Here is a 24207-nt window from a genome sequence, read left to right as displayed (position 1 = left end):
GAAACCTCCTTGTTGCCGCGATTACAGCCCAGCCAGGCGAACGGGAAAATGACGCCGGTCAAGGGGCGCCTGATCGCACCCCCGACGAGGCCGAAAGCGCGCGATTTGCGCGCCCCCGCATGAGGCCTCGCGCCCGCTCAACCGCCGATGCGCAGACCGGTCTTCTTCAGGATGCCGGCCGAGAACAGCACCTCGCGCCGTCGGCAGGCGCCGCGGAACTCACGCTCGAGCAGCGCGGCGATCTCGGCCACGCGCGCCAGCGCCGCCTCGCGACTGCCTGCATGCACCATCGCGAACAGGTTGTAGGGCCAGTCCGGCAGGTGGCGCGGGCGGCGGTAGCAATGCGTGACGAAGGGCAACGCCCCGACCCGCTCGCCCACCGCGTCGATCAGCGCATCGTCGATGTCCCACACGCTCATGCCATTGGCCGTGTAGCCGATCGCGTAGTGATTGGGTACCGCGCCGATGCGACGAATGCGGCCGTCGGCCAGCATCGCCGCCATGCGCTCGCGCAAGGTCGCCTCACTCACACCGAGTTGGGCCGCGACGGCCGCATACGGCCGCGGCACGAGCGGCAAGCCGCCCTGGGTGGCGAGCACGATGCGGCGGTCGAGGTCGGCCGGCAGACCCTCATTCACCCCTTCGGCGGCCGCGTCGGCCATTGCGTTCGCCCGCATCACGCCTCCAGCTTCATTTCGACGAAGTATTCCTTTTCCTTCGGGAACAGATGCACCCTCAGACCGGTGGCTGCCTCCATGCGACGGGCACAGTCGTCGATGCCCGCCGGTGATTCGGTGGCGAGCACGAACCACATGTTGAGCGCGTGCTCGCGACGGTAGTTGTGTGCCACCTCGGGAAAGGCATTCACGGCCTCGACCACCCGCGGCCAGTCGGCCTCCGGCACCGCAATCGCGGCCAGGCAGAAGGCCCCGCCCATGCGCTCGATCTGGAACATCGGCCCGAAGCGGGTCAGCACATGGTCGTCGAGCAGGCTTTGCAGGCGCGCGATCACCTCCCCCTCGGACAGACCCAGCGCCGCGCCGACCTCGGCAAAGGGCGTCTCGCTGAGCGGGAAATCGCCCTGCAAGGCATTGATCAGACGACGATCGATGTCGTCCGGCGCGCGCCGCGCCGCCACGCCACGACGACCGCCCGATCCTGCGCGTTCGCCCGCGCCGGCCTTCGCGTCAGACATGGGCGGCATCGCTGGCGGCCAGATAGCGGGCGCCGGTCTGCTTGAAACGACGGCAACTGAACAGCACGGCGTGCGCATGGGCATCCAGGCCGAGGCGGGCGGCCAGATCCGCGCGCGCGGCGAGCACCTCGTCGCGCGCACTGCCGTGAATCATGCAAAAGAGGTTGTAGGGCCACTCGGGCAGCACGCGCCGGCGGCGATAGCACAGGGTCACGGCCGGCTCGCGCGCAAGACGGCGGCCGAGTTCGGACACCTCGTCGTCCGGCACGTCCCACACGCACATGGCGTTGGCTTCCAGTCCCAGTTCGTGATGACGCACGACGACGCCGAAGCGCCGGATCAGGCCTTCCTCGACCCAGCGTGCAACCAGTTCGAGGGTCATCGCCTCGCTGAGCCCGACGCTCGCGCCCAGGCGGGCGAAGGGCTGCGACTCGATCTCCAGCCCCTGCTGCAGGGCGGTGATGAGCGCGCGCTCGATGCTCGGCAGCGCACACGCGGCGTCGCCCGTGCCGAGGGCGATCGGCTCATGACGCGGCGTGCGTGCCACCCCCGGCCCCTTCAGGTCAAAGCCGAGGTCGATGTGGAACTCCTCTTCCAGCGGCAGCACGATCACCTTGCAGCCGGTATCGCGCTCGATGGCGGCGACCACTTCGCGCAACTGCGCTGGCGAGGCCGCCGTCACCACGAACCACAGGTTGTAGCGGTGCTCGCGCTGGTAGTTGTGGTTGATCGCGGACTCCCGGCTCACCCGCGCCGCCACCGCCTCGAGGCGCTCGGGTGGCGCAGCCAGCGCGGCCAGCGCACTGGCCCCCAGGCGCCGCGGCGCGAACACCGCACCCACCCGGCTCACCAGGCCCTGCTGCCTGAGCGCGCGGTAGGCTGTGATGACCGCCTGCTCGCTGCTGCCGACGCAGTCGGCAATGCGGGCGAAAGGCCGCGCCTCCAGCGGAAAGTCACGCTGCCACTCGTTGAGCAGGCGAAAGGCCGTATCGTTGACCGTGCTCGGCAGGCTGAGCTTACGTGGCATCAGAACCCCGTGCGCGCCGCGCGCGTGGTGAAGAAGATGCCGCTCGGGCTGAGCGAGTCGAACCCGCCGATCGGCTGCTTGGAGGCGGTGTCGTAGATGACCACCCGATTGTCGTCGCGGGCGGACAGCCACACCTCGTGGCTCTTGGACAGGAACTCCATGTGCAGGATGCCGCGGCCCGGCTGCAGGGTATGGGTCACCTCGCCGCTGACGGTGTCGATGACCTGCACCCAGCCATTGTCGGGAAAGGCGAAATTGACCCAGATCTCGCGCCCATCCGGCCGTGCCATGGCAAACACCGGCTGGCTCTTGACCGGGATGCGGCCGACCTCCTGCCAGGTATCGGTGTCCACCACCAGGACCTCGTGACGCCCGATCGCCGGCAGGTAGGCGCGGCCACCCGCGACGGACCAGCCGCGCAGGTGCGGCATCTTGTACACCGGCAATGGCTCCTCGCCGCGGCCGTAGCCATCGAGGATCTTGCGGCTGCCCTTGTCCAGGTTCCACAGATCGATCAGCGCCAGGCCATCCTCGCCGAAAAGCCCGGCGATGTAGTAGCGGCCATCGGGCGTGACGAGCGCGTCGTAGGGCTGCTTGCCACCCGCGAAGCGCTGGGTGACCGGATTGCGCGGGTCGGAGAAATCGGTGATGCGGATCTCGCCGGCCTCGAACAAGGCATAGATGAAGCGCTTGCCCGACAGGTCGGCGAGGCCCACCACCTTCGAGCGCCTGCCGTCCTCGGTGGTGGCGGGCACGTCCGCGACCAGCTCGAGGGTCTGGGCATCGAAGGCCTTGATGCCGCCCGGCTCGTAGTTCTGCACCACGACCAGGCTGCCGTCATGCGAGATCGAGCCGCCGATCGCATTGCCCGCCTGCAGCACGCGGCCGACCACCTTCGCCTCGAGCAGGTCGACCTTGGTCAGCCCGCCATCGCGACCGAAGACGAAGGCATGGCGCCCATCGCGCGAGAACACCACCGAGGCATGCGACAGGTCGCCCAGCCCATCGACGGTGGCGAGCACGCTGCGCCCAGTGGTTTCAACGACCTTGACCTTGCCATCGGCGCGCTCGATGACGACACCGAGGTCGCCCGTGCCGCGCAGCGCCACCGGCGGCGCACTCGCACACGCCGAGAGCAGGAACACGATCGCGGGCAGGATCACGGCCCACAGGGCGGGCGGCGCGAGACGAACGGCTTGGGAAGACATGCAGACTCCAGCATTCAGGGCCGGGGGTGGCCAGGCAAGGTCGGGTACGACACGGTGGATGCGGCGGGCGCCTGGCGCGGGCCGCTCAGTTCAGCGAACTCGTCGCCGGCAGGCCGGCATCGGGCGGAAAACCCCGCATCAACTGATCGACGATCCACTCGGCCTCGGCCTCGGTGACGATGCCGCGAAAAGGCGGCATCGGCGTGCCGGGGCGGCCGCCCATGATGGTGGCCACCAGCCCCTCGGCCGGCTTGTCGGCCAGTGCCTCGACCGTGAGCGCGGGTCCCAGGCCACCCTTGAGCGTCAGGCCATGACAGGAGCCACAGTCCTGGCGGACGACGTGCACGAGTTCGCGATAACGCTCGCCTTCGGGCTCTGGCGGCCGGGTGTCGTCGGCGGCAGCGAAGGCGGAAACCAGGGCAGCGCCGATGAATACGGCGACATGGGCAACGAGGGGCGGCAGCTTCATCTTGTTCTTCCGACGGGCTTCGATTCGGGAACAGGATGGACTCTTGAGCGTTCCGAAACCTTGACTCGAATCAACCCCACTTGCCGCAGGGTTGGCCGGTGCGCAGGCTCAATCCTCGACGATGACCACGCCCAGCATTTCGGGGTGCGGCCCACAGCGGTACTCGAAACGTCCAGCCTGATCGAAGGTGCGCGACCAGCGCTCGCCCGGGAAGAAGCGCTCCGACTCTTCGTTCTCGGCGATGAAATACACCGAATGGCTGACCCGCTTCTCCTCGTTCACCCAGGTGACGGTGTCGCCGGTCTTGATCCGCAACTCGACCGGATCGAAGGTGTATTTCTCGATCAGCACCTGGTGGTCTGCGGCCGCGACCGGTGCGCAGAACACCAATGCGCACGCGGCTGCTGCGATGAACCGGCGATCAATTCCTGCCTTCATGGACGCTGCTCCCATCGTGGAACCCGCACATTCTGGACATTCCAGACGCAAACGGGAACCCGGGCAAGCCCGAATTCCCGCTCAACTTCAGAGACGCCTGCCACGCACGCGCGGCGCAAGGGCGCCAGCGATGTCAGTGCTTGGCGGCCTTCACATCGCCATCGGCATCGATGCCCAGCTTGTAACCGAGCGAAACATGGTGATAACGACCCGCAGAGTTGTCGTTGTGGATGGCGAAGCCGAAGTTGTAGCTCTTGCCGGCCTCGAGCGTCACGTCGCCTTCACCGCCGGCGAGCTTGCGGGTAAAGACCACCGACCAGGCATCGCCGTCCTGCTTGCCTTCCGCGCTCACCAGCGCCGCCCCGCCTTCCATCACGCGCGAATCGGCGACGTGGCCATTGAAGCCCTTGTTCTCGCCGCTGCGCCACTGGTACAGGTCGTAGAACTTGCCGTCGGCCAACGAGCCGCCTTTCACGTACTTCTTCTTGGCGTCGTCCGCACCCGGCATGGTGCGCGAATCCTGGTGGCAGGTCGCCCAGCAGCCGCTCTGGTCGGCGAGCTCGACCTTGCCGCCCGACTCGAGCATGAAGGCGATCTTGACCGGATTGGCGTCGTCCATCTTCGGTGCGCCCGAGGCGGCCGGCTGCTTCCAGGAGAAGCGCAGGTAGAGGTTCTCGCCATCATGCGCGGCCTGCACCGTCACCGGGATGAAGGGCGCCTTGCCGGGGATCGGGTTCGGCTCGAGCTTCTGGCCGCTGGCGATCTTCTTGCCCATGTCGGCCGTCTCATCGCTGTGGCAGTCGGCACAGGTCTCGCCCTTGCGCAAGGCACGGGCGCCACCGTGCTCGGTCCCCTTCTGGATCCACTCGAGCGGCGACACGCCCGGGTAGAACAGGGTGATCTCCTTGGCGTCCACCTTGCCCCAGTCGGGCGCGGCCGCGAAGGCGCCACCCGCACCAAAGGCCAGTAGTGCGCCAACGGCGCCGGCAATCATCGTCTTCTTCATCGTCATTCCCTCACTGTGCTTGGGTTGGACTTCACATTGATGCCCGCGTGAAGATCACATCTCGTCTTCGTCGGTCATGCCTTGTGGCTTGGTGTGTGCGATGCCTTTGTGGCAGTCGATGCAAGTCATCTTGTCCTCGAGTGCCAACTCGTGCTGCTTGCGCGCGCGCTGCTTCTGGACCTCGGTGTTCATACTCTCGAGGCTGTGGCAGTTGCGGCATTCACGCGAATCGACCGACTTCATCCGCGCCCATTCGCGGCGTGCCAGTTCCAGCCGCTTGGCCTCGAACTTTTCGGGCGTGCTGATCGAGCCGGTGATCTTGCCCCAGACCTCGCGCGAAGCCTGGATCTTGCGGATCATCTTGTAGGTCCAGTCCTTCGGCACGTGGCAATCCGAACACACAGCGCGCACCCCGGTGCGGTTGCTGTAGTGGATGGTCGTCTTGTATTCCTGATACACGTTGTCGTGCATCTCGTGACACGAGATGCAGAAGGTCTCGGTGTTCGTCGCCTCCATGGCGGTGTTGAAGCCGCCCCAGAACAGGATGCCGATGACGAAACCGACCGCGAGCAGGCCGCCCAGCGACTTCTTCGAGGGGCGGCGAAGGCGCGCCAGCAGGCCGCCAGATTGTTCTTGTTTGGTGTTGCTGTCTCGATCTGACATGGAAACTCTACCCTCTCTGCCCCCGCGCCGTGGCGCGGGGGTTTCTCAGGCTACGATCGAACCGGCCGATCAGTAGATATCGTGCATCGTGTTATAGACGTTGAACTTGCCGGTCGGCGTGACCATCTCGGGCGAGGTGATGACCTTCTTCAGCTGCAGGGTCTTGTCATCGTAGATGACGATGGCCGACTGGTCGGTCTTGCCGCCCCACAGCGAGATCCAGACTTCGTCACCGGCCTCGTTGTACTCGGGGTGGGTCGCGCGACGGATCGCCTTGCTTTCCGGCAGGCCGGAATCCTTGGCGACGTCAAGGCGCTTGGGCTCCTTCGACAGGTCGGTCAGGTCATACACGTACACCGACTCGGCGATCTCGCGCTCCGGGTTCATCGGCGCATCGGCCCACAGGTTCTTGGACTTCGGATGCGTCTTGACGAACAGGTTGCCGGCGCCCGGCATCTTGAGCTCCTGGACGACCTTCCAGTTGTGCTCCTTGTACTTCGCAAACTTGGCGTCGTCATGCGCGGTCGAGATCAGCGACACGACATCGTCGCCCAGGTGACCCGTTGCCCACACCGGACCGAACTGCGGATGGACGAAGTTGGCGCCGCGACCCGGGTGCGGGATCTTGGCGGTATCGACCAGGGCCGCGAGCTTGCCGGTCTGGGTATCGACCGCGGCGACCTTGTTGGAGGCATTGGCCGCCACCATGAAGTAGCGCTTGGTCATGTCCCAGCCGCCGTCGTGCAGGAACTTGGCGGAATCGATCTGGGTGGTCTTGAGGTTGTTGATGTCGGTGTAGTCGACCAGCAGGATCATGCCGGTTTCCTTCACGTTGACCACCCACTCCGGCTTGATGTGCGAGGACACGATCGAGGCCACGCGGGGCTCGGGGTGGTAATCGCCATCGACGGTCTGACCGCGGGTCGACACGACCTTCATCGGCTCGAGCGTCTCACCGTCCATGATCGAGTACTGGGGCGGCCAGTAGGTGCCACCGATCAGGTACTTGTCTTCGTAGCCCTTGAACTTGGAGGTATCGACCGAGCGTGCATCCGAACCCAGACGGACGGTGGCGACCGTCGTCGGCTCTTCGTAGAACATGTCGATGATGGTGGTCAGACCATCGCGACCCACGGTGTAGACATAGCGGCCCGAGGCGGACAGGCGCGAGATGTGAACCGCGTAGCCGGTGTCGAGGATCTTCCAGATCTGGTGGGTATCGCCGTCGACCAGGGCCAGCTTGCCGGCGTCGCGCAGGGTGATGGCGAACACGTTCTTCAGGTTCACCTTGTTCATCTGCTTGGTCGGACGCTGGTCAACCGGAACCAGAAGCTTCCAGCTGTCCTTCATGTCCTTGAGCGAGAACTCGGGCGGAATCGGCGGCTCGACCTGGATGTAGCGCGCCATCAGGTTGATTTCTTGCGGCGTGAGGATGTCGTCGTAGTTGACCATGCCGCCTTCGGTACCGTAGGCGATGATCTTCTCGAGACGGTCGGTGCCCAGCTTCAGGGTGCCGCCTTCCATCTTCGTGCCGTCGGGCATGGTCTTGCTCCAGGCCGGCTCGAGGTTCTTGCCGGTGGCGCCCTTGCGCAGCACGCCGTGGCAACCGGCACAGCGCTCGAAGTAGATCAGCTTGCCCTGCTCCATTTCCTCGGCAGTCAGCTTGGGAGCTTCCTGCGCCCAGGCGCTGCTCATCGCCAGCGGCAGGATTGCCATGGCGAGCGTCTTACCGATCAAGCTTTTGTTTTGCATTTCCCTCTCCTTTACGACACGGGATGTGAAACAACACGGTGAGGGCAGTATGGTTTTTTAGGCAGTCGCCGATCCTTGATGTGAATTAATTTTCCCCATGACGCGTAAGGATAAAGTTGTGCCACGGTCGGAACACGCCCGAAACGCCACACACGCACACATCCACGCCCTTCACCTGACCCCTCGCCGGAGCCCGAACCATGTATGCAGCGATCCACACAGCAAGCACTGCGCAGGGCAAGCACCGGGGGGCACGCGCATTCAGGGCGACGGGAAGCCGCCGTGCCTCCGGTTCGCATGACTTCGACCCCGCCGCTACCGACGAGCTGCAGACCAAGCCCAGGGTCGGCAAGGTCTACCTGGTCGGCGCCGGGCCCGGCGACCCCGAGCTGCTGACGATGAAAGCGGCACGCCTGATCGCCTCGGCCCAGGCCGTGGTGTTCGATCACCTCGTCGGCCAGGCCATCGTCGACCTGATCCCGGCATCGGCGCGCCGCGTGTATGCCGGCAAGGAGGCCGGCAACCACGCCCTGCCCCAGCACGAGATCAATCAGCTTCTCGTCGATCTGGCCCGCCAGGGTCTTGACGTCGTGCGCCTGAAGGGCGGCGATCCTTTCATCTTCGGCCGTGGCGGCGAGGAAATGCAGGCCGTGCATGCTGCCGGCCTGGAGTGCGAGATCGTCCCCGGCATCACCGCGGCAGCCGGCGCGGCCTCCTGTACCGGCATCCCGCTGACGCATCGCGAGCATGCCCAGACCCTGGTCTTCGCCACCGGCCATCTCAAGGACGGCACGGTCGACCTGGACTGGCCCGCCCTCGCCCGCCCGCACCAGACGGTGGTGATCTACATGGGACTGGGCGCCCTCGAGCAGATCTGCGCGGCGCTCGTCGCCCACGGCCTGCCCGCGACAACGCCGGCCGCGGTGATTCACGCCGCCACGACCCCGGCCCAGTGCGGCGTGCACAGTACGCTGGCGAACCTCCCGCGCGACGTGCGCGAGCGCGGCATCCGCGCGCCGGCGCTGATCATGGTCGGCGAGGTGATCTCGCTCGACCCGGGCGTGCTGCTGGCACAGACGCTGGTCGCTGCGGCCTGAAGCGACCTCCCGAACGCAGTCCAGGCGGGTTGACCACCGCTCATCGCTTGGCGCGGCAAGTTTTCCATGATGTCGCAGTGGTTATAATGACAAGCCCATCCACTGCACCCAGGAAAGCTCGCGCATGGCAGAAGAGAACCAGTTTTTCCGCCCGATCAGGGATTTCTGTCAGCGCAACGTCGTGACCTGCGCCGCGACCGACGGCGTGGTCGCAGTGGTCGCCCGCATGCGCGAGCGCAACATCTCCAGCGTCGTGGTCATCGACGGAGGCCGCCCGCAGGGCATCCTCACCGACCGCGACCTGCGCAACAAGGTCGTCGCCCAGGGTCGGGACCCCAACACGCTCAGCGTCGCCGACATCATGAACGCCCCGCTGGTGGTCATCGGCGAGGACGATGTGCTGTATGAAGCCCTCTACCGCATGTCGCGGCTGAAAATCCACCGCCTGGTGGTGGTAACGCCCGAAGGCGCGCTGGCGGGCATCATCACCGACACCGACATCCTCAGGCTGCAGGCGCACTCGCCGCACCAGCTGGTGCTCGACATCGAGAAGGCGGACTCCATCGATGCCCTGCGCCACCTGCATGAGCGCCTCCAGAAGCTGGTGCTGCACCTGGCCGGCACCGGTGTCGCGATCCGCGACATGGTCAAGCTCATCGCCAACCTCAACGACCAGGTACTGATCCGCCTCATCCATCTGCTGCGCAACGAGAAATACCCCGACCTCAGCGCCGACTTCGCCTTCGTCGTCATGGGCAGCGAGGGGCGTGGCGAGCAGACCCTGTCCACCGACCAGGACAACGCCATCATCTATGACGATGCGCTGGACGCCGCTCAGGTCTCACGTCTCGAGGCCTTCTCGCAGGAGCTGATCGATGCGCTGATCTCGATCGGCGTACCGCCCTGCCCCGGCGGCATCATGGCCAAGAACCCCCAGTGGCGGCGCAGCCTGTCGGGCTGGAAGGTCGAGCTCAACCGCTGGCTGTCGACGCCCACGCCCGACAACGTGATGACCGGCAGCATGTTCATGGACCTGCGTGCGCTCTACGGTCGTGCCGACCTGGTCGGCAGCCTGCGCGAGCACGCCTTCCGCCACATGAGCCAGGACCAGGGCTTCCTGATGCGCATGGCGCAGAACATGACCAATTTTCACCCGCCGCTGGGCTGGTTCGGCCGCATCAAGGTCGAGAAATCGGGGCCCCAACGCGGCAAGGTCGACGTCAAGAAGGCCGGTATCTTCGCCATCACGGACGGCATCAAGGCGCTCGCGATCAAGGCACGCAAGCTCGACGGCAGCACCCATGATCGCATCGAGGCGCTGGTGGCCGACGGCACACTGAAGGATGACGCCGCCGCCGACCTGCGCGCGGCCTTCGACTTCCTGGTGCTGATGCGGTTGCGTGGCCATGTCGAAGCCCTGCGCGCTGGCCGCGAGCCCAACAACTACATCGCGCTCGACCAGCTCAACGCAATGGAACAGGGCGAGTTCCGCCTCGCCCTCGAGGGCGTCGCCAAGTTCCAGGCCTTCATCAAGCACCACTTCAACCTGCACCTGCTGCGCAACTGAGCGCGTTGGAGGGCGGCAGGCGCCACCCCTCAATCCTCGATCAGTTGCCTGTGCACGCACACCGCGGTGGCGCGCGGGCGCACCGCGCGGCCCCTGGCCTCGACATGCGCCCGCGTGAAGGCCGCGCCGAACAGCAGGATCAGGGACGAATAATTGACCCATAGCAGCAGCATCACCAGCGAACCCGCCGCGCCATAGGTGGAGGCGGTCGCCGTTGTCGACAGGTAAATCGCAATCAGTGCGCGCCCGAGCGCGAACAGCAGTGCGGTGACGAAGGCGCCAAGTAGCACGTCGTGCCACAGCAGGACCACGTCGGGCAGGACACGGAACACCGTCCCGAACAGCAGCGTGATGACCGCCAGCGACACCGTCCAGTCCAGCCCGAGCACGAGCTCGGCCGGCACCGGCAGCCAGTCCTGGGCAAAGGTGACCAGCGCGCGCAGCAGCACGCTGAGCGTCAGCGACACCAGCAGCACGAAGCCGATGCCGAGGACCACCGCCAGCGACAACAGGCGCGTCTTGAGGTAGATGAACACGCCGCTGCGAGTCGGGCGCGGCGCCACGCCCCAGATCGCGTTGAGCGACATCTGCATCTGCGTGAACACCGTGGTCGCACCGAACAGCACTGCGCCGATGCCCGCCAGCGTCGGCAGCAGGCCGCTCTGCTCGATGCGGCTGTTCTCGACCGCGGTCTGCACCGCGGCGGCGGCTTCAGCGCCGATCGCAGCCTGCAACTGCTCGACGATCTGGCCCTGTGCCGCGCTCTCGCCCAGCACCAGGCCGACCACGGTGACGGCGATGATGACCACCGGCGCGACCGAGAACAGGGTGAAGAAGGCCAGCGCGGCGGCGTGCATGAAAACCTGCGCATCCAGCCACAGGCGCACGGTCCGGCTCAACACGCCGAACCAGTATCGAACGAGCGCGATCACCGGCGCGATCATCGGCGCACTCCCGCGCACCCCGCTGCGCAATGGAGGGCCGGGCGCGCACCCAACGCGCCCATCAGCGGCATCGTGCAGGGAAGGACGATCACATTCATGCGGCAGAAGATACCGCATGACACCGCAGCCGCCCACCCTTGCAGCCCGTCGCCGACCGATGCCCCCGCCATGCGAGGCCATGCCCCCCGCCGCCACGACGATGGCGGTGTGCTGCGCCAGCACACGCTTCATCGATCAGTCCGCGCAACTCGACGCACGGCACTCCAGTCTGTCGACCGCTCGCTCTGCGCACACGGCGCGCCTTCGAACAGGGGCGCGCACCCGCCTATACTTGCAGTGTCCCTCGACCTCCGCCCCCAATGCGAATCCTCACCTGTGCCGGTCTCGACACGCTCCCCTTCCGGGGCGCCTGGGAAAAGATCTGCACCCTCGTCGCCAAACGCAAGTTCAGCGCTGCCCAGGCGGACACGCGGCGCGGCATGGGTGTACGCGGCCTCGACGATCGCGAGCGCCAGAATTGCGGTGGCAGTGCAGCTGGTTGGCGTGTGTTGGCGCGCGCCTTCGTGCTCGCGCTCACGCTCGCCAGCCTCGGCTGTGCCATGCCTGCGGCACGCCCTGCCGCGCCAGTGACGCCCCCCGAGCCGCCGGTGCACCGCATCTGGGTCGTGCATCACGGCTACCACAGCGGTATCGTCGTGCGCGCCGCTGACGTTGCGCCGCAGGCCTGGCCGGCCCGGCGCGACTTTCCCCAGGCCGAGTTTCTGGAGGTCGGCTGGGGCGACCGCGACTACTACATGGCGCCTGCCCCGGGGCTGTGGACCGGCGTGCGTGCCCTGCTATGGCCGACGTCGGCCGTGCTGCATGTGGTCGCCTTCGACGGGCCCGTCGAGCGCTACTTTACCGAGCTGGGTGTTATCGAGCTGAAACTGTCAGCGTCCGGCTTCGCGGCGCTGGTGGACGCCGTGAGCGACAGTCACGAGCGCGTGCCGGCGGCGGCAGACGCGCGAGCCACCGCCGCGGTGCCGCCTCCGCTCGGGCCGGGACTGTACGGCGTCAGCCGCTTCTACGCCTCGCGCGAGCGCTTCCACCTGTTCAGGACATGCAACGTCTGGATCGCCGACTTGCTGGCCGCGTCTGGCGTACCCCTGCGTCCCAGGACCGCGCTGACCGCCAACGCCCTGTTCGCCCAGCTGCGCCCTCACGGCCGTGTGCTGCGCGACCCACCCTGACCCGGCTCACGGCCCAGCCTCGCAACCGCCGCCGCGCTCACGCCCAGCTTGGCAGACTACTCGGTGCCTGCGGGCAGGAAGGGAAGCTCACTCCCACTCGATTATCTATAAGCATAGAAACTCGTTTACTATCCAATACTTACGAATTGAAGGCCAATTGATGCCATGAAAAGTGCCATCCTCAGATCAAGAGGATGAACACTGCCTACGCTGGTGCCGGGCAATGGCCTCTTCCAGAGTCTCCCCGGGCTGCCATCCGTACAGGTCGCGGACGCTCTTCGTTCTGGCATGGCCGGGGGGCTTGAACTCGTAGCCGGCAGCGGCCATCTCGGCGGCCATGTCCTCGGTGATGAAGAACGGTTCGTTTTCTTCGTGCAGTTTCATGCTGACACCATAGCGACGTTCTAAAAACCAGAAGCCTATCCACCTCCGTCCCAGCCGATCAGTCAAGATCTTCCGGCCGGCTCCAGCACACTGGGACGCGCCACAATAGCCTTGAACAGATTGCCGGCCCGATCATCGATGAGTTCGATCTGCGGCCATGCCCGCAGTGAGCGCAGCAGGCCGCTACCCAATCCGCGATAAGGCAGGAGCTTGGCGGCAAAGGACGCCAGGATGGGGTTGCGCATATTTGAGTTGCCGGCCTTGATGTTCTCGATCGTCAGGTTGTTAGGTAGGTGGCCGGGGCTGATGATTTCGACCCGATCCGCAAACACCAGTACGCGGATCGGCGCGCTGACGAAGTAGTCGCGGTGAATGAGGGCGTTGGCGACCAGCTCTTCCCAGACGATGCGGGGAATCTCAGGCTGCCCCTGGGAGTTGAAGCCCTGCTCGCCCTGCGCAGCGCGGGTGTTGGCGACAATAAAGCCCAGCGTCTGCTGGAACACGTCAGCCAGCTTGCCGGCGATGTCGCGGCTGTCGATGTAGCGTTCGTCCTCAATCTGGGTGCCGACAAAGGCGACGGCCTTGACGATGAAGGCGGGTAGCGCGTAGTGCGGTGATTTGGCGAATAGCAGACCGCCCGCCACGTTGAGCTGCCCCTGGTTCATCAGGTTCATGTTGTTCAGCAACTGCGGCAACGGCTGGTTATGCTGGGCGAGCGGCTCACCGAATTGCTGCTCGAAGAAGGTTTCGAAATAGGGCATGTCCACATCGCCCGCGCTCAAGCCCGCCACGGGCGTTTCGTCGGCGTGCACCAAGCCCGCCTGCTGGAACAGGCGCTGCAATTCCTCGCGCGAGGTCGCGCGGCGCTTGTCCGAGCCGTTCTTCACCCAAATCGCGCCGTTCTTGTCCATGTAGGGCTTGTTGACGCCTTCAGCGATGGACAGCACCAGCACCGTGCCTGCCGGATGGGGCACGTTTTCCGTGAGCGGGTTCACGGCGGGACGCACGACCTGTGAGGCCACGTTGGCGATGAGCATATTGAGACGAGCAACGTCGGCGCCGGATAGGCCGCGCACCGAACCGTCGTCGTTCACCCCAATGAAGATGCGACCACCAGCGGTGTTACTGAAGGCAACGATCTCCGCTGCCAAGGCGTCGGCATTGTTCATGTCTGTCTTGAACTGCTGCCGACTGTCCTCGCCCCGGCTGAGCAGGTCGATCAGCTCTGTGGTTTCCATAGGTTGTAGACCTCTTTGCGGCGGTTGAAGGCTTCCTGGCCTCCTTCCATGATGTTGATGATGGCGTCCTGCACCGGGCGGGCGTCGATGCTGCCGCTTCGCGTGGCAACCTTCTCGTCCTGGTATTGGCAGGCGTGCACCTGTTCCGCGTCACCCAGCACCGGGAAATTGGCGTTGTGGGTAGCAAAGATGAATTGAGCGTGAGGCTTCATTTCCCGTAGCAGCTTGATCACATCGTCGTAGATTGTCTGGTTGTCCAGATCATCTTCCGGTTGGTCGATGATGATCACGTCGTTCTGGCGTTGGCTGAGCACGTATAGCAACAGGGCCGAAGCGCGCTGCCCGAGAGAGTGGTGCTTCAACTCTTTGCCGCGATAGCGGATGACGAAGCGGTTGGGCACCTGCCAAGCGACGAACTCGGTCAGGTTCTGCATGAATGTCTTGTCGAAGACCTCGGGGGTGCTGCCGGCCTTTGACAAGGCTCCCGGCAGGGCACGCAGGAGGCCGCCGAAATCGGCATAGTCCTCCATCACAGCGCGCAGCGTGGTTTCGCGGATGTTGCTGCCCTTGAAGAGCTGCTGCATGAAGCTGATGGCGGCTTCCTTGTCGCCCTTAAAGTCCGCTTCGATCTGCAGGGCGGTGTGGCCAGCGTTCACGCGGTCAAGCTCTACCTTGATGGTGTTGAACTCGCGCAACCATAGTTCATTGAGTTTGTCGATCTCGGCGAACAGCGCGTCGCGGATACTGGTTTGCTGTGATTCCTGCTTGGCCAGCGCCTCCAGCATTTGCTCCGCCTTGGTTTTGCGCTGCTGCTGGGCCAGGAAGTCGTCCGGCTGAATGGCTGTCATGCCGGTTTGCTTGAGTTCCTGGGCTAGTTGGCGCTCAACTTGTGCGAACTCTTCCTGAAGGTTCTTGCTTGCACCTTCAAACTCGCTCTGCTTGGTCTTGAGGCGCCCCGCAATGGCTCGCGCGTCTTGCTCGATCTGCTTGAGCTGATCGACCTTTGCCACGAGGTTGGAGAACTCGACGTAGTAGGCCGCGAAGAAATCCGGGTTCTGCTTGGACACGTAGCTCGTTGCGTTGCGCAACTCGTCCTCATGCTCGGCAATCAACTGCCCTAAGGCGAGGAGGAAGCTGTCTGCCCGCTCCTTCATGCGTGCTAGCGCAGTAGCGTCCTGCTGGAAGCCGAGGCGCTTTTGGAGCTTGTCGGCGACGCCGTGCTCCGCGAACTTGGTCAAACGGAAGTTGGCATCATTTAGTTGGGTCTCGAAGTCGCGCTTGAGTTCGGCTGTGTTGCTGAGCTTGAGCCAGCGCTGAGCAGCGTCACGCACGCGCTGGCGTTGAACCTCTATTTCGTCACGCAGCACACGCAGCTTCTCGCCAACCAGCTTTTCCACCAGATCGGTCTCGAAGCCTTCGCCGGTGCTTGAAAGGTCCTTCTGGCCGAAGTAGATCGGACGGCGCAGTACGGTCTCCCGAATCGACACGCCGGGTTGCAACTTGCCGCCCAAATAGACATTCGGGGCTTCGCGGAAGATGCGGGAGATGGTGAATTCCTGTCCGTACACGTCACATGCTGTCAGCGTCACCTTGCCGCCGCTGCCAAGGGTATGGCGGATCAACTCATCCTTGTACTTGGTGTCCTGCGCCTTCTCGCCGCGTGGAATGTCGAGGGCGTAGCGTACTGCCTCCAGGATGGAGGATTTGCCGCTGCCCCGGATGCCGATCAACGTGTTGAGTTCGGAAGAGAAATGCAGCACTTGCCCGTCGAGGATGCCGCCGTCGAAGCGGATGCTGCGGATGTGCGACGCTTGATGTTTGGGCGGCTCCATGGCTACCCGCCCAGCGGGATCGCTCAAGGCAAACTTGACCGCCTCGAAGGACAGTTCGCCCAGCTTCAGGTAGCTGGCTTTGCCTCGACCAATTTCATCGACACTCTTGGGGTCGCTGCCTTCCAGTTCGGCGGGGTACCAGCTCTGTAGCCAGCTTTGAACCTTGGTGCGGCAGGGTTTGTCTTTGCCTGCGCCGTCGTGCGTGCGTACCTTCTGAAAAGCCAGCGTTCTGCGTCGGAAGAACTCGTTTTGCCCCAACTCAGTAAGCCGGCCGCCATCCAGCTCCGCCCACAGGCCACTCGGGGCTTCGACATGGGCGAAGACAAGGAAAAAGTCCCGGTGATAGCCTTCCAGCTTCTTGATGGTCTCCAGAAGCGACCATGAAGTGCGCCCATTCTCCTGCTCGTACTGCGCGGGCGTTTTGCCTTCGAATGCGCTGGTCAGGAAGGGGTTGATGTAATTGTGTTCATCGATCCATTCGTCGGAGAACACAACAAGCGTGTGGATGCCATTAGCCCCGTCATTGACCGACAACTCAACGCCTGGCAGCAGCGCAATACCCTTCTTCTGGGCCGTCTTACGCAGTGCTTTGAATTCTTCGAAGTCGAACTTGTTGTGGTTAGTGATGACGCCCAATCGGATGTCCGCTTTCTCCAACGCATCCACATAGTTGCTGTTGTAGAAGTTGTCATTGCCCGTGAACTTGAATTCGCGGTCCGCTCGGGTATGCAGATGAAAGTCAGCGCGGACCCACTGCGCCCCTTCTGCAAAGACCATGGATCGAGCCTCTGACTGCTTCGGTCGCAGACTTTCCATCATGGTTCATCCTTATAGTGAGTCCGCGCGTAGCCCACCAGTCGAGCGGTCTGCGGGTCATAGATAAACTTGGTGATCGATCCATCTCGAATGCGCTGAACCGCCTCGTCGATCACATGAAGTGGCACTAGGAACCATTCCTCAGGCTGCACAGGATGACCGAAGCGGTCGTTGATCGTGATGTTCAACCGCGCTGGCGCGAACAGTCTGTGGAACAGGTTCTCCATCCGGGTGCGGTTGACGCCCGCGAGCTTGTAGGTTGCCACCACTTCGACCTTCGCCAGCAGGTAGGTGGAGTCGTGTTCGGCGTTGGCGATGCGCGTCTCCACCCTGCCCCCGGTCACGCCGACCTTGTGAATGATCTCGCGGTGCTGCGCGACATAGGGATGATCGGAGAGGGAGCGCAGGACGTAGATCGTGCCGCTTTCGACATCATCGGCTTCAAGCTCCCCGCCGAAGGAGAGTTGCCCGCTCTCGGGCGAGGCCAGCCGCCGCGCGGCGGGGTCGTTGTAGAACGCTCGCTGGAGCGAGCGCAGCAGCAGATTGCTCTCGGTGCCGTTGGAGAAGATAAGGCGCAGGCGGCGGTCCACTTCCCCGGCGGTGGTCTTCAATGGCTCGCCGACCTCGGCAACGTAGAGCGTGATGCCATCGAGAACGAAAAAGTCCCCGGCCTCAATCGCGCGGCGGCCCGCTTCGATGGGCTGGGACTGGCGCATACCGGTTTTGACCTCCGCTTGCACGCGCTCGAACAAGGGTCGAAAGGTCTCGAAGTCCTCGCAGGGCTTGCGATCCGCGATCTCCTCGGCTGCGCGCTTGTCGGCGCTGGTGCGGACATGGCGTAGGACTGTGATGTCGTCCGCCTCGGCTACGCCCGCCAACTCGGCAGCCAGGTCGTCGATATCGATGGCCTCATCTCCCGGAACAGCAGTGGCTGGCGCAGCGGCAAGCAAGCCCTGATAGTCCAGCGGCTCAAGCAGGGCGCGGCAGTCCGGGAGCGCACGCAAGCGGTCCAGGCGCACGGCGTAGAGGCGCTCGAATATGTCGCGATCCTCACCATGCTGCGGCGCACGCCCGTGCTTCTCGGTGAAGCGTTGGATTTCCTCGAAGCCCGCGATGACGCGCTCCTCACTGGCTGGCCGTCCGCCCTTCGCCTCGGGCGGTGCGAACTCGGCAAGCTCCGCAGCGAGTTCGTCAAGATCGGAGTTACTCATACCGCCCCTCCGCCTTGAATCGCATAAAGGCGGCCGCGCCTTCGGCCATGCGTCGCTCCCAGGCATCCTGGGAATCGAGTGCAGGAATGCGTCCGCGCTCCTTCTTGAACTGAACGGCGCGAACAGCCATCTCCTTCGCCTCGTCCGGCGTCAGGCTCGTGCGCTTGGCCGAGATGGCCGCCGCAACCTGCTTCAAGCTGTCCTCGCTCATAGTCTTGGCGAGGATGGCGTAGGCTTCGCCGAAGGGGTTGATGCGGTCGATGAGGTCGATGTCCAGCTCGCGCACGTCCATCGCGAAGCGGCGCACGCCGTCGATCAGGGCGGTGTTGGGTGACCCGTCGCTCTCACCTTCGGTGACTAGGCGCTTGGCCTGCTGCGTGAGGTTGAGGGCAGCAATGGCGTGCTGACGCACGGCCTCCTGATCTTCGGCGTCAAGCTCGGGATACTTGTCCTTGATGATCTTGCCCATGCGAACCTGCGTCAGTTCCTCGGGCACCAGCTCCTCATCGAACAGGCCGCGCTCGATGGTGGGCTTGTCTTGCACGAAGGCCGCAATGACTTCGTTCAGGTCTTCCTGACAGATTCGCGCCGCCTCCTTGCTCTTGGGCTCGGCGAGGCCCTTGATCTCGATCTGGTAAGCCCCTGTCTGCTCATTGACACCGACATTGCAACGGTCCGCGTCGTAGCCACCCTCGCCGTAGCTAAATCCCGGCGTCGGGCCGCTGTCGGGGTTCTTGGGCTTGAACTCGAAGCGCGGAGCAAGAACCTGCTCCATCAGCAGGCTGGCTGCGATGGCCTTCAACGTATCGTTGACGGCCTCGGTGACAGCTTCCTCGGCCGCGTCCGGCTCGGCGATCAGGTTGGTGAACCTCGCGCGGGTCTTACCAGGCGCGTCGCGGGTTGCACGGCCGATGATCTGAACGATCTCGGTCAGGCTGGCGCGGTAGCCAACGGTTAGGGCGTGTTCGCACCAAATCCAGTCGAAGCCCTCCTTCGCCATGCCCAGCGCGATGATGATGTCCACATAGTCCCGGTTGTTCTTCTGCGCCGGGTCTTTGAGCGCGGTGGACACGCGGTCACGCTTGGCAGCATCATCATCGACAAGATCAGCGATGCGTAGCACGCGGCCATCGGGACGCTTGACGAGCTGGAAGCCGGTGGCGGCGTCGATGCCCTGCCACTCCCCCAGTGCCTCGATGATGTGTTCCACCTCGCGCATCTTGTCCTTCGTGCTCTCGCGCGAATTGACATTCGGGATGTGAATGATGGTCTTCTCGGCGGGATCGAGGACATTGAGGATGTCATCAACGTAAGGCCCGCTGTAGAAGAAGTAGCCGATGTCGAGTTGCTTGAGGTACTCGTAGCCGTTGAGCTGCTCGTAGTAGGTGTAGGTGACGGTATCGAACTTCGACTCATCCTGCGGTGCGAGCACGGCCTCGGCGTCGCCACGAAAGTAGGAGCCGGTCATGGCAACGATGTGCGTCTTGCCCCGCGCGAAGAACTGCCCCAGGTGCAAGCCGAGCTTGTTATCCGGGTTGGCCGAAACGTGGTGGAACTCATCGACCGCAATCAGTCGGTCGTCGAACGCCTCCACGCCGTAGGCATCGACCGCGAAGCGGAAGGTCGCATGGGTGCAGACCAGCACCTTGTCGTCGCCTTCGAGGAATGCGCCCAGCGACTTGACCTTGCCGCCGTTGTCGTTGCCTGGCGCGTTGCACAGGTTCCACTTGGGTTCAACCTGCCAGTCGGACCAGAAGCCGTACTTCGACAGCGGCTCGTCGTTGAAGCTGGCACCGATGGACTTCTCCGGCACAACGATGATGGCCTGCTTCAAGCCCTGGTTCTTGAGCTTGTCGAGTGCCACGAACATCAGCGCACGGCTCTTGCCCGATGCGGGCGGCGACTTGATGAGCAGGTATTGCTCGCCCCGCTTCTCGTAGGCCCGCTCCTGCATGGGCCGCATCCCAAGCGCATTTGCTTTGGTCGACGCACCGTTGCGGGCGTAGGTGACGGAAACGGACGGTACGGACTTGATCTTTTCGCTCATGCGTTGGCTCCCGCTTTGCGCTTCTTGCCCTTGGCCGGTGCAGCCGAAGCGGTCATCTTGGTATAGAGGTCAAACAGCTTCTCCAGCCGCTCGGTGTCGTTCTTGAAGCGGCGACCGATGTAGATGCGCTCCAGCACTTCGTCGTTGCGATCATGGGCGGCACGCAGGTCAGCGGGCATGTTCTCGGGGTCGTATAGGTCCGCGATGGTCGCGGGGAAGTGATGCTCCCGCGCCAGCAGGATGTCCTCCGCGCAGCGCGTGAGATCGGCCTTGTTTTTCTCGGTCAGTGTCGGCACCGGGAACGTGTTCCAGCCGAGGGTGTTGGAGTACCGGAAGTCTGTTTTCAGCTTGCCGCAGACGGTGGCGATCCAGACCAGGTGCAGACGAGAAGCGATGAGCGCGAGATTCCAGAGGGGAGCGTCGTAGAGAGCAAAGGCGAGGTTGCTGACTACCGAATGATTGTCAATCAGTCCAACGGGAAGATACTCACGCCCTTCCGATGACACGCCGGGAAGAATTAGCGTGTGCTTTTCGCCGTCATACATCTCGCGAAACTGATGAGCCCGCGATGCCATTTCATTCGTGCCCGCATCTTTACTTTTTAGCCGCATTTCCCGGACGCCATCAATGCGAGCTCGAATGGAGGCTATCTGCAAGGCCTGCGGCAATTTTTCATCGGGAATCCAGAGACACTTGCGAACAACTCCGCGAATAAACTCGGCGGAGCCGTAGATGCGCCGAAGAAAGGTCTCTGCATCCTGCTTGCTCAAGCCGAGCGAGGCCGCGTCATCCGCCGAGAACAAGAGATTTCCTCCATCGACGGGCATGTTGCCGAAAGACATATCGGGCAGGCCCGAAACGCTCTTGCGCTGCCCCTCGACCACCACGTTCTCGCCAACGGTCAGATAAGGTGTGATGTTTGTCGCCTCGCGCACAGTGGTTTCGCCATCGCGGTCCAAGTCGTAAAGCTGGCGTTTCTTACTTGCGTCCGTGGAAAGGCCGACGATGGCGACCGTCACGCCCGCGTTGTGCGCAGCGAGGTTCGTCCATTTGAAGCTGGTGTGCGCGAAGCGGATGTGGGAGCCGCGTTTGAAAATTTCCGGCCACAGGATCGGAACGATGCGACCTTGGCAGATGGAGTTGGTGCTGACGAAAGCCGAATCCGTTGGCGTGGCTTGCGCGTAGGCGGCGGCTTTCATGAACCAGCCGCCAACATAGTCAATTTGTTTGGACGAAATGCCACAAGGATCAAACACCGAAGCCAAATCAGCCTTCTGTTCCTTGGTCTGCGTCTGGCTACCTTTGTAGGGCGGGTTTCCACAAATATAAGTCTCGCCGCCCTCGTTCTCGAAGTCGATCTCAGATTGATCGAGCGGAGAACCGAACAAGTCATCGGCCTGCATCTTCACGCCGGTTCCAGTCGGCGGGCAAATGCTCAACCAGTCGAGCCGCAGCGCGTTGCCGCAGGTAATCCAGTTTTCGTTGCGCAGAGGTAGAAACTCGGCCAACGCCAGCTTCTGGCCCCGGTACAGCACATCGCACTGATACTCGGCGATGACCAGCGCAAGGCGGGCGATCTCCGCCGGGAAGTCGCGTAGCTCGATCCCGCGAAAGTTGGTGACTGGGATTTCTGATGCGCGATCCGGTTCACCGCGCCGCCGGTTGATCTCGGCCTCGATGGCGCGCATTTCCTTGTAAGCGATGACCAGAAAATTGCCCGAACCGCAGGCCGGGTCGAAGACCCTAATCTTGGCGATGCGTTTGCGCAGGTTGAGCAACATGCGAGCGTTATCGCCCGCTTCCTCCAGCTTCTCCCGCAGGTCGTCGAGGAACAGCGGATTCAGGCCCTTCAGGATGTTGGGAACACTGGTGTAGTGCATCCCCAGCTCGCCGCGCTCCTCGTCCTCGGCAACGGCCTGGATCATCGAGCCGAAGATGTCCGGGTTGATCTTGGTCCAGTCCAATCCGCCAACATGCAGCAGATAGGACCGGGCGATCTTGCTGAATCGCGGCACCTCGTCGCCACCAGAGAACAACTGCCCGTTGACGTATGGGAAGTCTTCGGCCCATCGGGGAATCTTGGCGGCGGCCCGGTCCTCGCGCTTGGTGTTCATGGTGCGGAACAGTGTGGCGATGACGTCGTGCGTGTTGGACGAGTCTTTGGCGCTCATCTGAGCGATGGTTTCGGTGAAACGGCCCCTGCCGACGAAGATGTCGGTGTCCTCGGCGAAGAAGCAGAAGATCAGCCGCGCCATGAGCTTGTTCATGTCGTGCCGACGCTCCGCCGTGCCCCATTCCGGGTTGTCCTTCAGCAGTTCGACATACAGACGGTTCAGGCGGCTGGTGGCCCGGATGTCGAAGGCGTTCTCACTGATCTGGCGGACAGTGCTGATGCCCGCCAGCGGCAGGAAGAAGCCGAAATGGTCGGGAAAGTCCTTGAAGGCACAGGCGACGGTCTCGCCGCTGGTCAGGTCTTCGGCCTCGAAGTCCGCCCCGTCCGTGGCGAGGATGAACTTCGCCTTGGCCTTGGCTGTGGCCGGGCTGGCCTTGAGGGCGGCGAGCGTCTGGGTCACCCGCCCTGCGTCGCAGGTCAGGATGTGGATGTTGCTGGTCTGAAGAACACCGCCGAGGTCGGACTTGTTCGACGCCCCCGCACGCAGGCGCTTGATGGTCGTCGCCTTGTTGCCGAAGGCTTCAAGGAATGCATAGGGGAACTCTGCGGGGTCGTAGGGCTGCTCCGCAAGGTCTGTGATGGCCTGTTCGATTTCTACGGCGTTCATGGGCGTGCAGCCCCCACTCGGGGCGTTGCCACCTGGCTGCTGTCGTTCCGCGGGGCGCTCATGTCTTGTCCTGCGTTTTCTCGGCGATCTGTGCGGCAATCCAGCGATCCAACTCGCTGCGACGAAACCGCCAGGTGCCGCCCAGCTTGAACCCCGGTATCTCCCCCTGCTGGGCCAGCCGGTAAACGGTCTTCTTCCCTGCCTTGAGGTAGACCGCCACTTCATCCAGCGTGAGAATTTCGCTATCAGGTTGGTTCATATCAGGCGGCTCGCTTGGTGTCGCGCGGCGAAGTATTCCAAAGTTTGGCCAAGTTTACCATTTGACCCACCCGAATGAATACCGAATCTCATGGGCTCGAAGCCACGGATTCAGCTCGCGCCCCTGCCCTACGGCAGCTCGCGGCACCAGCTGGATGGCAAGGCCATACGCTATCGCCGCCAAGTCGTGGTTGGTTTACGCCAGGAAGGTGGTCCGTGCGTCCTTTTCTGGGGAAAAACAAGCAACGTAGTACCCTGTGACCTTCATAGCCGTGCTCGCGGTTGCCGCATCTGGCTGTGACGGGCTGAGCAATATCTGCGTGAGGTGTGCGATGGGCAAAAAGGAAACAGACGAAGCGATTGCAGACAGCCGCGCCGGTCGGGTGACGAGGGTTGGTTCGGTCGGCGAGCTGTTGGCTGAGCTGAACACGGACGACGACAGACCAGGCGGTGAAATGCTGACGCCCTTCGACCCGGCTGAGGCACTGACCACTGTCGAGGCGATCAGCGCCTTTCTGGCCGAAGCCGAGATCACGGCCGACCCCGCATACATCGAGCACGCGCGGGCAGTCGCAGCGAGAGCCAAGGCCATGCACGGCATCAAGTAGGAGAGCAGGCCACTATCGCCATTCCTGACGGTGCTGCAGGTGGATCTCATCGCTGGAAATGACGATGCGAGATCCACGCCAAGGGGAGCAGACCAACGCGGCCCTCATCGTCCGATCTGACGATGCTCGAGCGCTCCGGCACACATCGCCGCCTTTGACGATGCAGGCCCGGACAAGACAAGGGGGGCCAGTGGCCGCCCTTGCTGCTCCTGGTGCGCGTGCCTACGCGGCGCGGAGTGACTGACGCACTGCGTCCAGGGCCTCGCGGAAATCGTCGTGAGTCGCCTGCCCCGTCTCGGCCTGGTAGTACAGCACCATGAACATGTTGGCGACGGCTTCGGCCATCGGTGAGAGCTGCCGCGCCGCCTCCTGGTCAATCCAGTCTAGCCCGCATTTCTCACACCCTCACGATTCGCCCCCGGTGGCGCGGCTTTTTGC

General features: G+C 63.7%; 22 protein-coding genes. 4 read left to right on the top strand and 18 right to left on the bottom strand.

The genetic code is table 11. From position 1 onward, the window contains the following. Positions 1-137: 137 nt before the first annotated feature. From ahbB (PLC66_RS17895) to PLC66_RS17855, 9 genes are all read right to left on the bottom strand, one after another. Positions 138-677, bottom strand: coding sequence for a siroheme decarboxylase subunit beta (gene ahbB, locus PLC66_RS17895; RefSeq protein WP_324542990.1), 540 nt, complete (start codon positions 675-677; stop codon positions 138-140). Further along, positions 677-1195 (bottom strand): Lrp/AsnC family transcriptional regulator, encoded by a 519-nt coding sequence (locus tag PLC66_RS17890; protein ID WP_324542988.1) that lies wholly within the window; start codon positions 1193-1195, stop codon positions 677-679. Before PLC66_RS17890 ends, ahbB (PLC66_RS17895) begins: the two co-directional genes overlap by 1 nt. Then, positions 1188-2222 carry a siroheme decarboxylase subunit beta gene (ahbB, locus tag PLC66_RS17885; RefSeq protein WP_324542986.1) on the bottom strand — a complete coding sequence of 345 codons (1035 nt, stop codon included), beginning with the start codon at positions 2220-2222 and terminating at the stop codon, positions 1188-1190. Before ahbB (PLC66_RS17885) ends, PLC66_RS17890 begins: the two co-directional genes overlap by 8 nt. Next, the gene (locus PLC66_RS17880; protein WP_324542984.1) at positions 2222-3430 is read right to left on the bottom strand and encodes a cytochrome D1 domain-containing protein; all 1209 of its coding nucleotides are present in this window, start codon (positions 3428-3430) and stop codon (positions 2222-2224) included. Before PLC66_RS17880 ends, ahbB (PLC66_RS17885) begins: the two co-directional genes overlap by 1 nt. Positions 3431-3515: 85 nt before the next feature. Further along, positions 3516-3899: a c-type cytochrome gene (locus PLC66_RS17875; protein ID WP_324542982.1), complete on the bottom strand. Its 384-nt coding sequence runs from the start codon at positions 3897-3899 to the stop codon at positions 3516-3518. Between the two features lie 108 nt (positions 3900-4007). Then, positions 4008-4337 carry a cupredoxin domain-containing protein gene (locus PLC66_RS17870; RefSeq protein WP_324542979.1) on the bottom strand — a complete coding sequence of 110 codons (330 nt, stop codon included), beginning with the start codon at positions 4335-4337 and terminating at the stop codon, positions 4008-4010. A gap of 133 nt (positions 4338-4470) precedes the next feature. Next, positions 4471-5349 (bottom strand): ethylbenzene dehydrogenase-related protein, encoded by an 879-nt coding sequence (locus PLC66_RS17865; protein WP_324542977.1) that lies wholly within the window; start codon positions 5347-5349, stop codon positions 4471-4473. A 48-nt stretch (positions 5350-5397) separates the two neighbouring features. Then, positions 5398-6006: a NapC/NirT family cytochrome c gene (locus PLC66_RS17860; protein WP_324542975.1), complete on the bottom strand. Its 609-nt coding sequence runs from the start codon at positions 6004-6006 to the stop codon at positions 5398-5400. 69 nt (positions 6007-6075) lie between these two features. Next, positions 6076-7758, bottom strand: a complete 1683-nt coding sequence (locus tag PLC66_RS17855) for a cytochrome D1 domain-containing protein (RefSeq protein ID WP_324542973.1) — start codon at positions 7756-7758, stop codon at positions 6076-6078. A gap of 200 nt (positions 7759-7958) precedes the next feature. On the opposite strand from PLC66_RS17855, the gene cobA reads away from it, so the two are divergent. Further along, positions 7959-8855: a uroporphyrinogen-III C-methyltransferase gene (cobA, locus tag PLC66_RS17850; RefSeq protein WP_324542971.1), complete on the top strand. Its 897-nt coding sequence runs from the start codon at positions 7959-7961 to the stop codon at positions 8853-8855. A 124-nt stretch (positions 8856-8979) separates the two neighbouring features. Then, complete coding sequence (locus PLC66_RS17845) at positions 8980-10422, top strand: DUF294 nucleotidyltransferase-like domain-containing protein (RefSeq protein ID WP_324542969.1); 1443 nt, start codon at positions 8980-8982, stop codon at positions 10420-10422. 29 nt (positions 10423-10451) lie between these two features. Here PLC66_RS17845 and PLC66_RS17840 read toward each other — a convergent pair whose 3' ends face one another. Continuing rightward, positions 10452-11366 carry a YihY/virulence factor BrkB family protein gene (locus PLC66_RS17840; protein WP_324542967.1) on the bottom strand — a complete coding sequence of 305 codons (915 nt, stop codon included), beginning with the start codon at positions 11364-11366 and terminating at the stop codon, positions 10452-10454. Positions 11367-11725: 359 nt separating this feature from the next. Between PLC66_RS17840 and PLC66_RS17835 the strand changes: the two genes are divergently transcribed. After that, on the top strand, positions 11726-12595 hold the full coding sequence (locus PLC66_RS17835; RefSeq protein WP_324542965.1) for a DUF2459 domain-containing protein: 870 nt from the start codon (positions 11726-11728) through the stop codon (positions 12593-12595). Positions 12596-12781: 186 nt separating this feature from the next. Here PLC66_RS17835 and PLC66_RS17830 read toward each other — a convergent pair whose 3' ends face one another. The 7 genes from PLC66_RS17830 to mads1 all read right to left on the bottom strand — a co-directional run bounded on the left by PLC66_RS17830 (position 12782) and on the right by mads1 (position 23162). Continuing rightward, positions 12782-12979, bottom strand: a complete 198-nt coding sequence (locus PLC66_RS17830) for a hypothetical protein (protein WP_039418936.1) — start codon at positions 12977-12979, stop codon at positions 12782-12784. 62 nt (positions 12980-13041) lie between these two features. Beyond that, the gene (locus PLC66_RS17825; protein ID WP_324542946.1) at positions 13042-14217 is read right to left on the bottom strand and encodes an RNA/DNA-binding domain-containing protein; all 1176 of its coding nucleotides are present in this window, start codon (positions 14215-14217) and stop codon (positions 13042-13044) included. Continuing rightward, a complete protein-coding gene (locus PLC66_RS17820; RefSeq protein ID WP_324542944.1) occupies positions 14199-16826 on the bottom strand; it encodes a TrlF family AAA-like ATPase in 2628 nt (875 codons plus the stop codon). The genes PLC66_RS17825 and PLC66_RS17820 overlap by 19 nt, the downstream gene beginning before the upstream one ends. 38 nt (positions 16827-16864) lie before the next feature. Beyond that, on the bottom strand, positions 16865-18076 hold the full coding sequence (locus PLC66_RS17815) for a GIY-YIG nuclease family protein (RefSeq protein WP_324542942.1): 1212 nt from the start codon (positions 18074-18076) through the stop codon (positions 16865-16867). Further along, positions 18069-20123 carry a DEAD/DEAH box helicase gene (locus PLC66_RS17810; RefSeq protein ID WP_324542940.1) on the bottom strand — a complete coding sequence of 685 codons (2055 nt, stop codon included), beginning with the start codon at positions 20121-20123 and terminating at the stop codon, positions 18069-18071. Before PLC66_RS17810 ends, PLC66_RS17815 begins: the two co-directional genes overlap by 8 nt. Next, positions 20120-22903 (bottom strand): class I SAM-dependent DNA methyltransferase, encoded by a 2784-nt coding sequence (locus PLC66_RS17805; RefSeq protein WP_324542938.1) that lies wholly within the window; start codon positions 22901-22903, stop codon positions 20120-20122. Before PLC66_RS17805 ends, PLC66_RS17810 begins: the two co-directional genes overlap by 4 nt. A 58-nt stretch (positions 22904-22961) precedes the next feature. Beyond that, on the bottom strand, positions 22962-23162 hold the full coding sequence (gene mads1, locus PLC66_RS17800) for a methylation-associated defense system helix-turn-helix domain-containing protein MAD1 (protein ID WP_010378957.1): 201 nt from the start codon (positions 23160-23162) through the stop codon (positions 22962-22964). Between the two features lie 331 nt (positions 23163-23493). Here mads1 and PLC66_RS17795 point away from each other — a divergent pair, with 331 nt between their 5' ends. After that, entirely contained in the window at positions 23494-23769 is a 276-nt protein-coding gene (locus tag PLC66_RS17795; protein ID WP_324542903.1) for a helix-turn-helix domain-containing protein, read from the top strand. A gap of 222 nt (positions 23770-23991) precedes the next feature. On the opposite strand, the gene PLC66_RS17790 is transcribed toward PLC66_RS17795, so the two are convergent. Continuing rightward, a complete protein-coding gene (locus tag PLC66_RS17790; RefSeq protein WP_503012235.1) occupies positions 23992-24147 on the bottom strand; it encodes a type I toxin-antitoxin system ptaRNA1 family toxin in 156 nt (51 codons plus the stop codon). Positions 24148-24207: the final 60 nt, after the last annotated feature.

Source organism: Thauera sp. (genome assembly GCF_035444905.1).
Lineage (GTDB): Bacteria > Pseudomonadota > Gammaproteobacteria > Burkholderiales > Rhodocyclaceae > Thauera.
The sequence above is the reverse complement of the archived record's forward strand: the minus strand, read 5'-3'. Positions and strand labels throughout refer to the sequence as shown.

Bases quoted from the DNA above. Each gene is read 5' to 3' on its own strand.
- ahbB (WP_324542990.1), bottom strand. From the start codon at position 677: ATGCGGGCGAACGCAATGGCCGACGCGGCCGCCGAAGGGGTGAATGAG.
- PLC66_RS17890 (WP_324542988.1), bottom strand. From the start codon at position 1,195: ATGTCTGACGCGAAGGCCGGCGCGGGCGAACGCGCAGGATCGGGCGGT.
- ahbB (WP_324542986.1), bottom strand. From the start codon at position 2,222: ATGCCACGTAAGCTCAGCCTGCCGAGCACGGTCAACGATACGGCCTTT.
- PLC66_RS17880 (WP_324542984.1), bottom strand. From the start codon at position 3,430: ATGTCTTCCCAAGCCGTTCGTCTCGCGCCGCCCGCCCTGTGGGCCGTG.
- PLC66_RS17875 (WP_324542982.1), bottom strand. From the start codon at position 3,899: ATGAAGCTGCCGCCCCTCGTTGCCCATGTCGCCGTATTCATCGGCGCT.
- PLC66_RS17870 (WP_324542979.1), bottom strand. From the start codon at position 4,337: ATGAAGGCAGGAATTGATCGCCGGTTCATCGCAGCAGCCGCGTGCGCA.
- PLC66_RS17865 (WP_324542977.1), bottom strand. From the start codon at position 5,349: ATGACGATGAAGAAGACGATGATTGCCGGCGCCGTTGGCGCACTACTG.
- PLC66_RS17860 (WP_324542975.1), bottom strand. From the start codon at position 6,006: ATGTCAGATCGAGACAGCAACACCAAACAAGAACAATCTGGCGGCCTG.
- PLC66_RS17855 (WP_324542973.1), bottom strand. From the start codon at position 7,758: ATGCAAAACAAAAGCTTGATCGGTAAGACGCTCGCCATGGCAATCCTG.
- cobA (WP_324542971.1), top strand. From the start codon at position 7,959: ATGTATGCAGCGATCCACACAGCAAGCACTGCGCAGGGCAAGCACCGG.
- PLC66_RS17845 (WP_324542969.1), top strand. From the start codon at position 8,980: ATGGCAGAAGAGAACCAGTTTTTCCGCCCGATCAGGGATTTCTGTCAG.
- PLC66_RS17840 (WP_324542967.1), bottom strand. From the start codon at position 11,366: ATGATCGCGCCGGTGATCGCGCTCGTTCGATACTGGTTCGGCGTGTTG.
- PLC66_RS17835 (WP_324542965.1), top strand. From the start codon at position 11,726: ATGCGAATCCTCACCTGTGCCGGTCTCGACACGCTCCCCTTCCGGGGC.
- PLC66_RS17830 (WP_039418936.1), bottom strand. From the start codon at position 12,979: ATGAAACTGCACGAAGAAAACGAACCGTTCTTCATCACCGAGGACATG.
- PLC66_RS17825 (WP_324542946.1), bottom strand. From the start codon at position 14,217: ATGGAAACCACAGAGCTGATCGACCTGCTCAGCCGGGGCGAGGACAGT.
- PLC66_RS17820 (WP_324542944.1), bottom strand. From the start codon at position 16,826: ATGGTCTTTGCAGAAGGGGCGCAGTGGGTCCGCGCTGACTTTCATCTG.
- PLC66_RS17815 (WP_324542942.1), bottom strand. From the start codon at position 18,076: ATGAGTAACTCCGATCTTGACGAACTCGCTGCGGAGCTTGCCGAGTTC.
- PLC66_RS17810 (WP_324542940.1), bottom strand. From the start codon at position 20,123: ATGAGCGAAAAGATCAAGTCCGTACCGTCCGTTTCCGTCACCTACGCC.
- PLC66_RS17805 (WP_324542938.1), bottom strand. From the start codon at position 22,903: ATGAACGCCGTAGAAATCGAACAGGCCATCACAGACCTTGCGGAGCAG.
- mads1 (WP_010378957.1), bottom strand. From the start codon at position 23,162: ATGAACCAACCTGATAGCGAAATTCTCACGCTGGATGAAGTGGCGGTC.
- PLC66_RS17795 (WP_324542903.1), top strand. From the start codon at position 23,494: ATGGGCAAAAAGGAAACAGACGAAGCGATTGCAGACAGCCGCGCCGGT.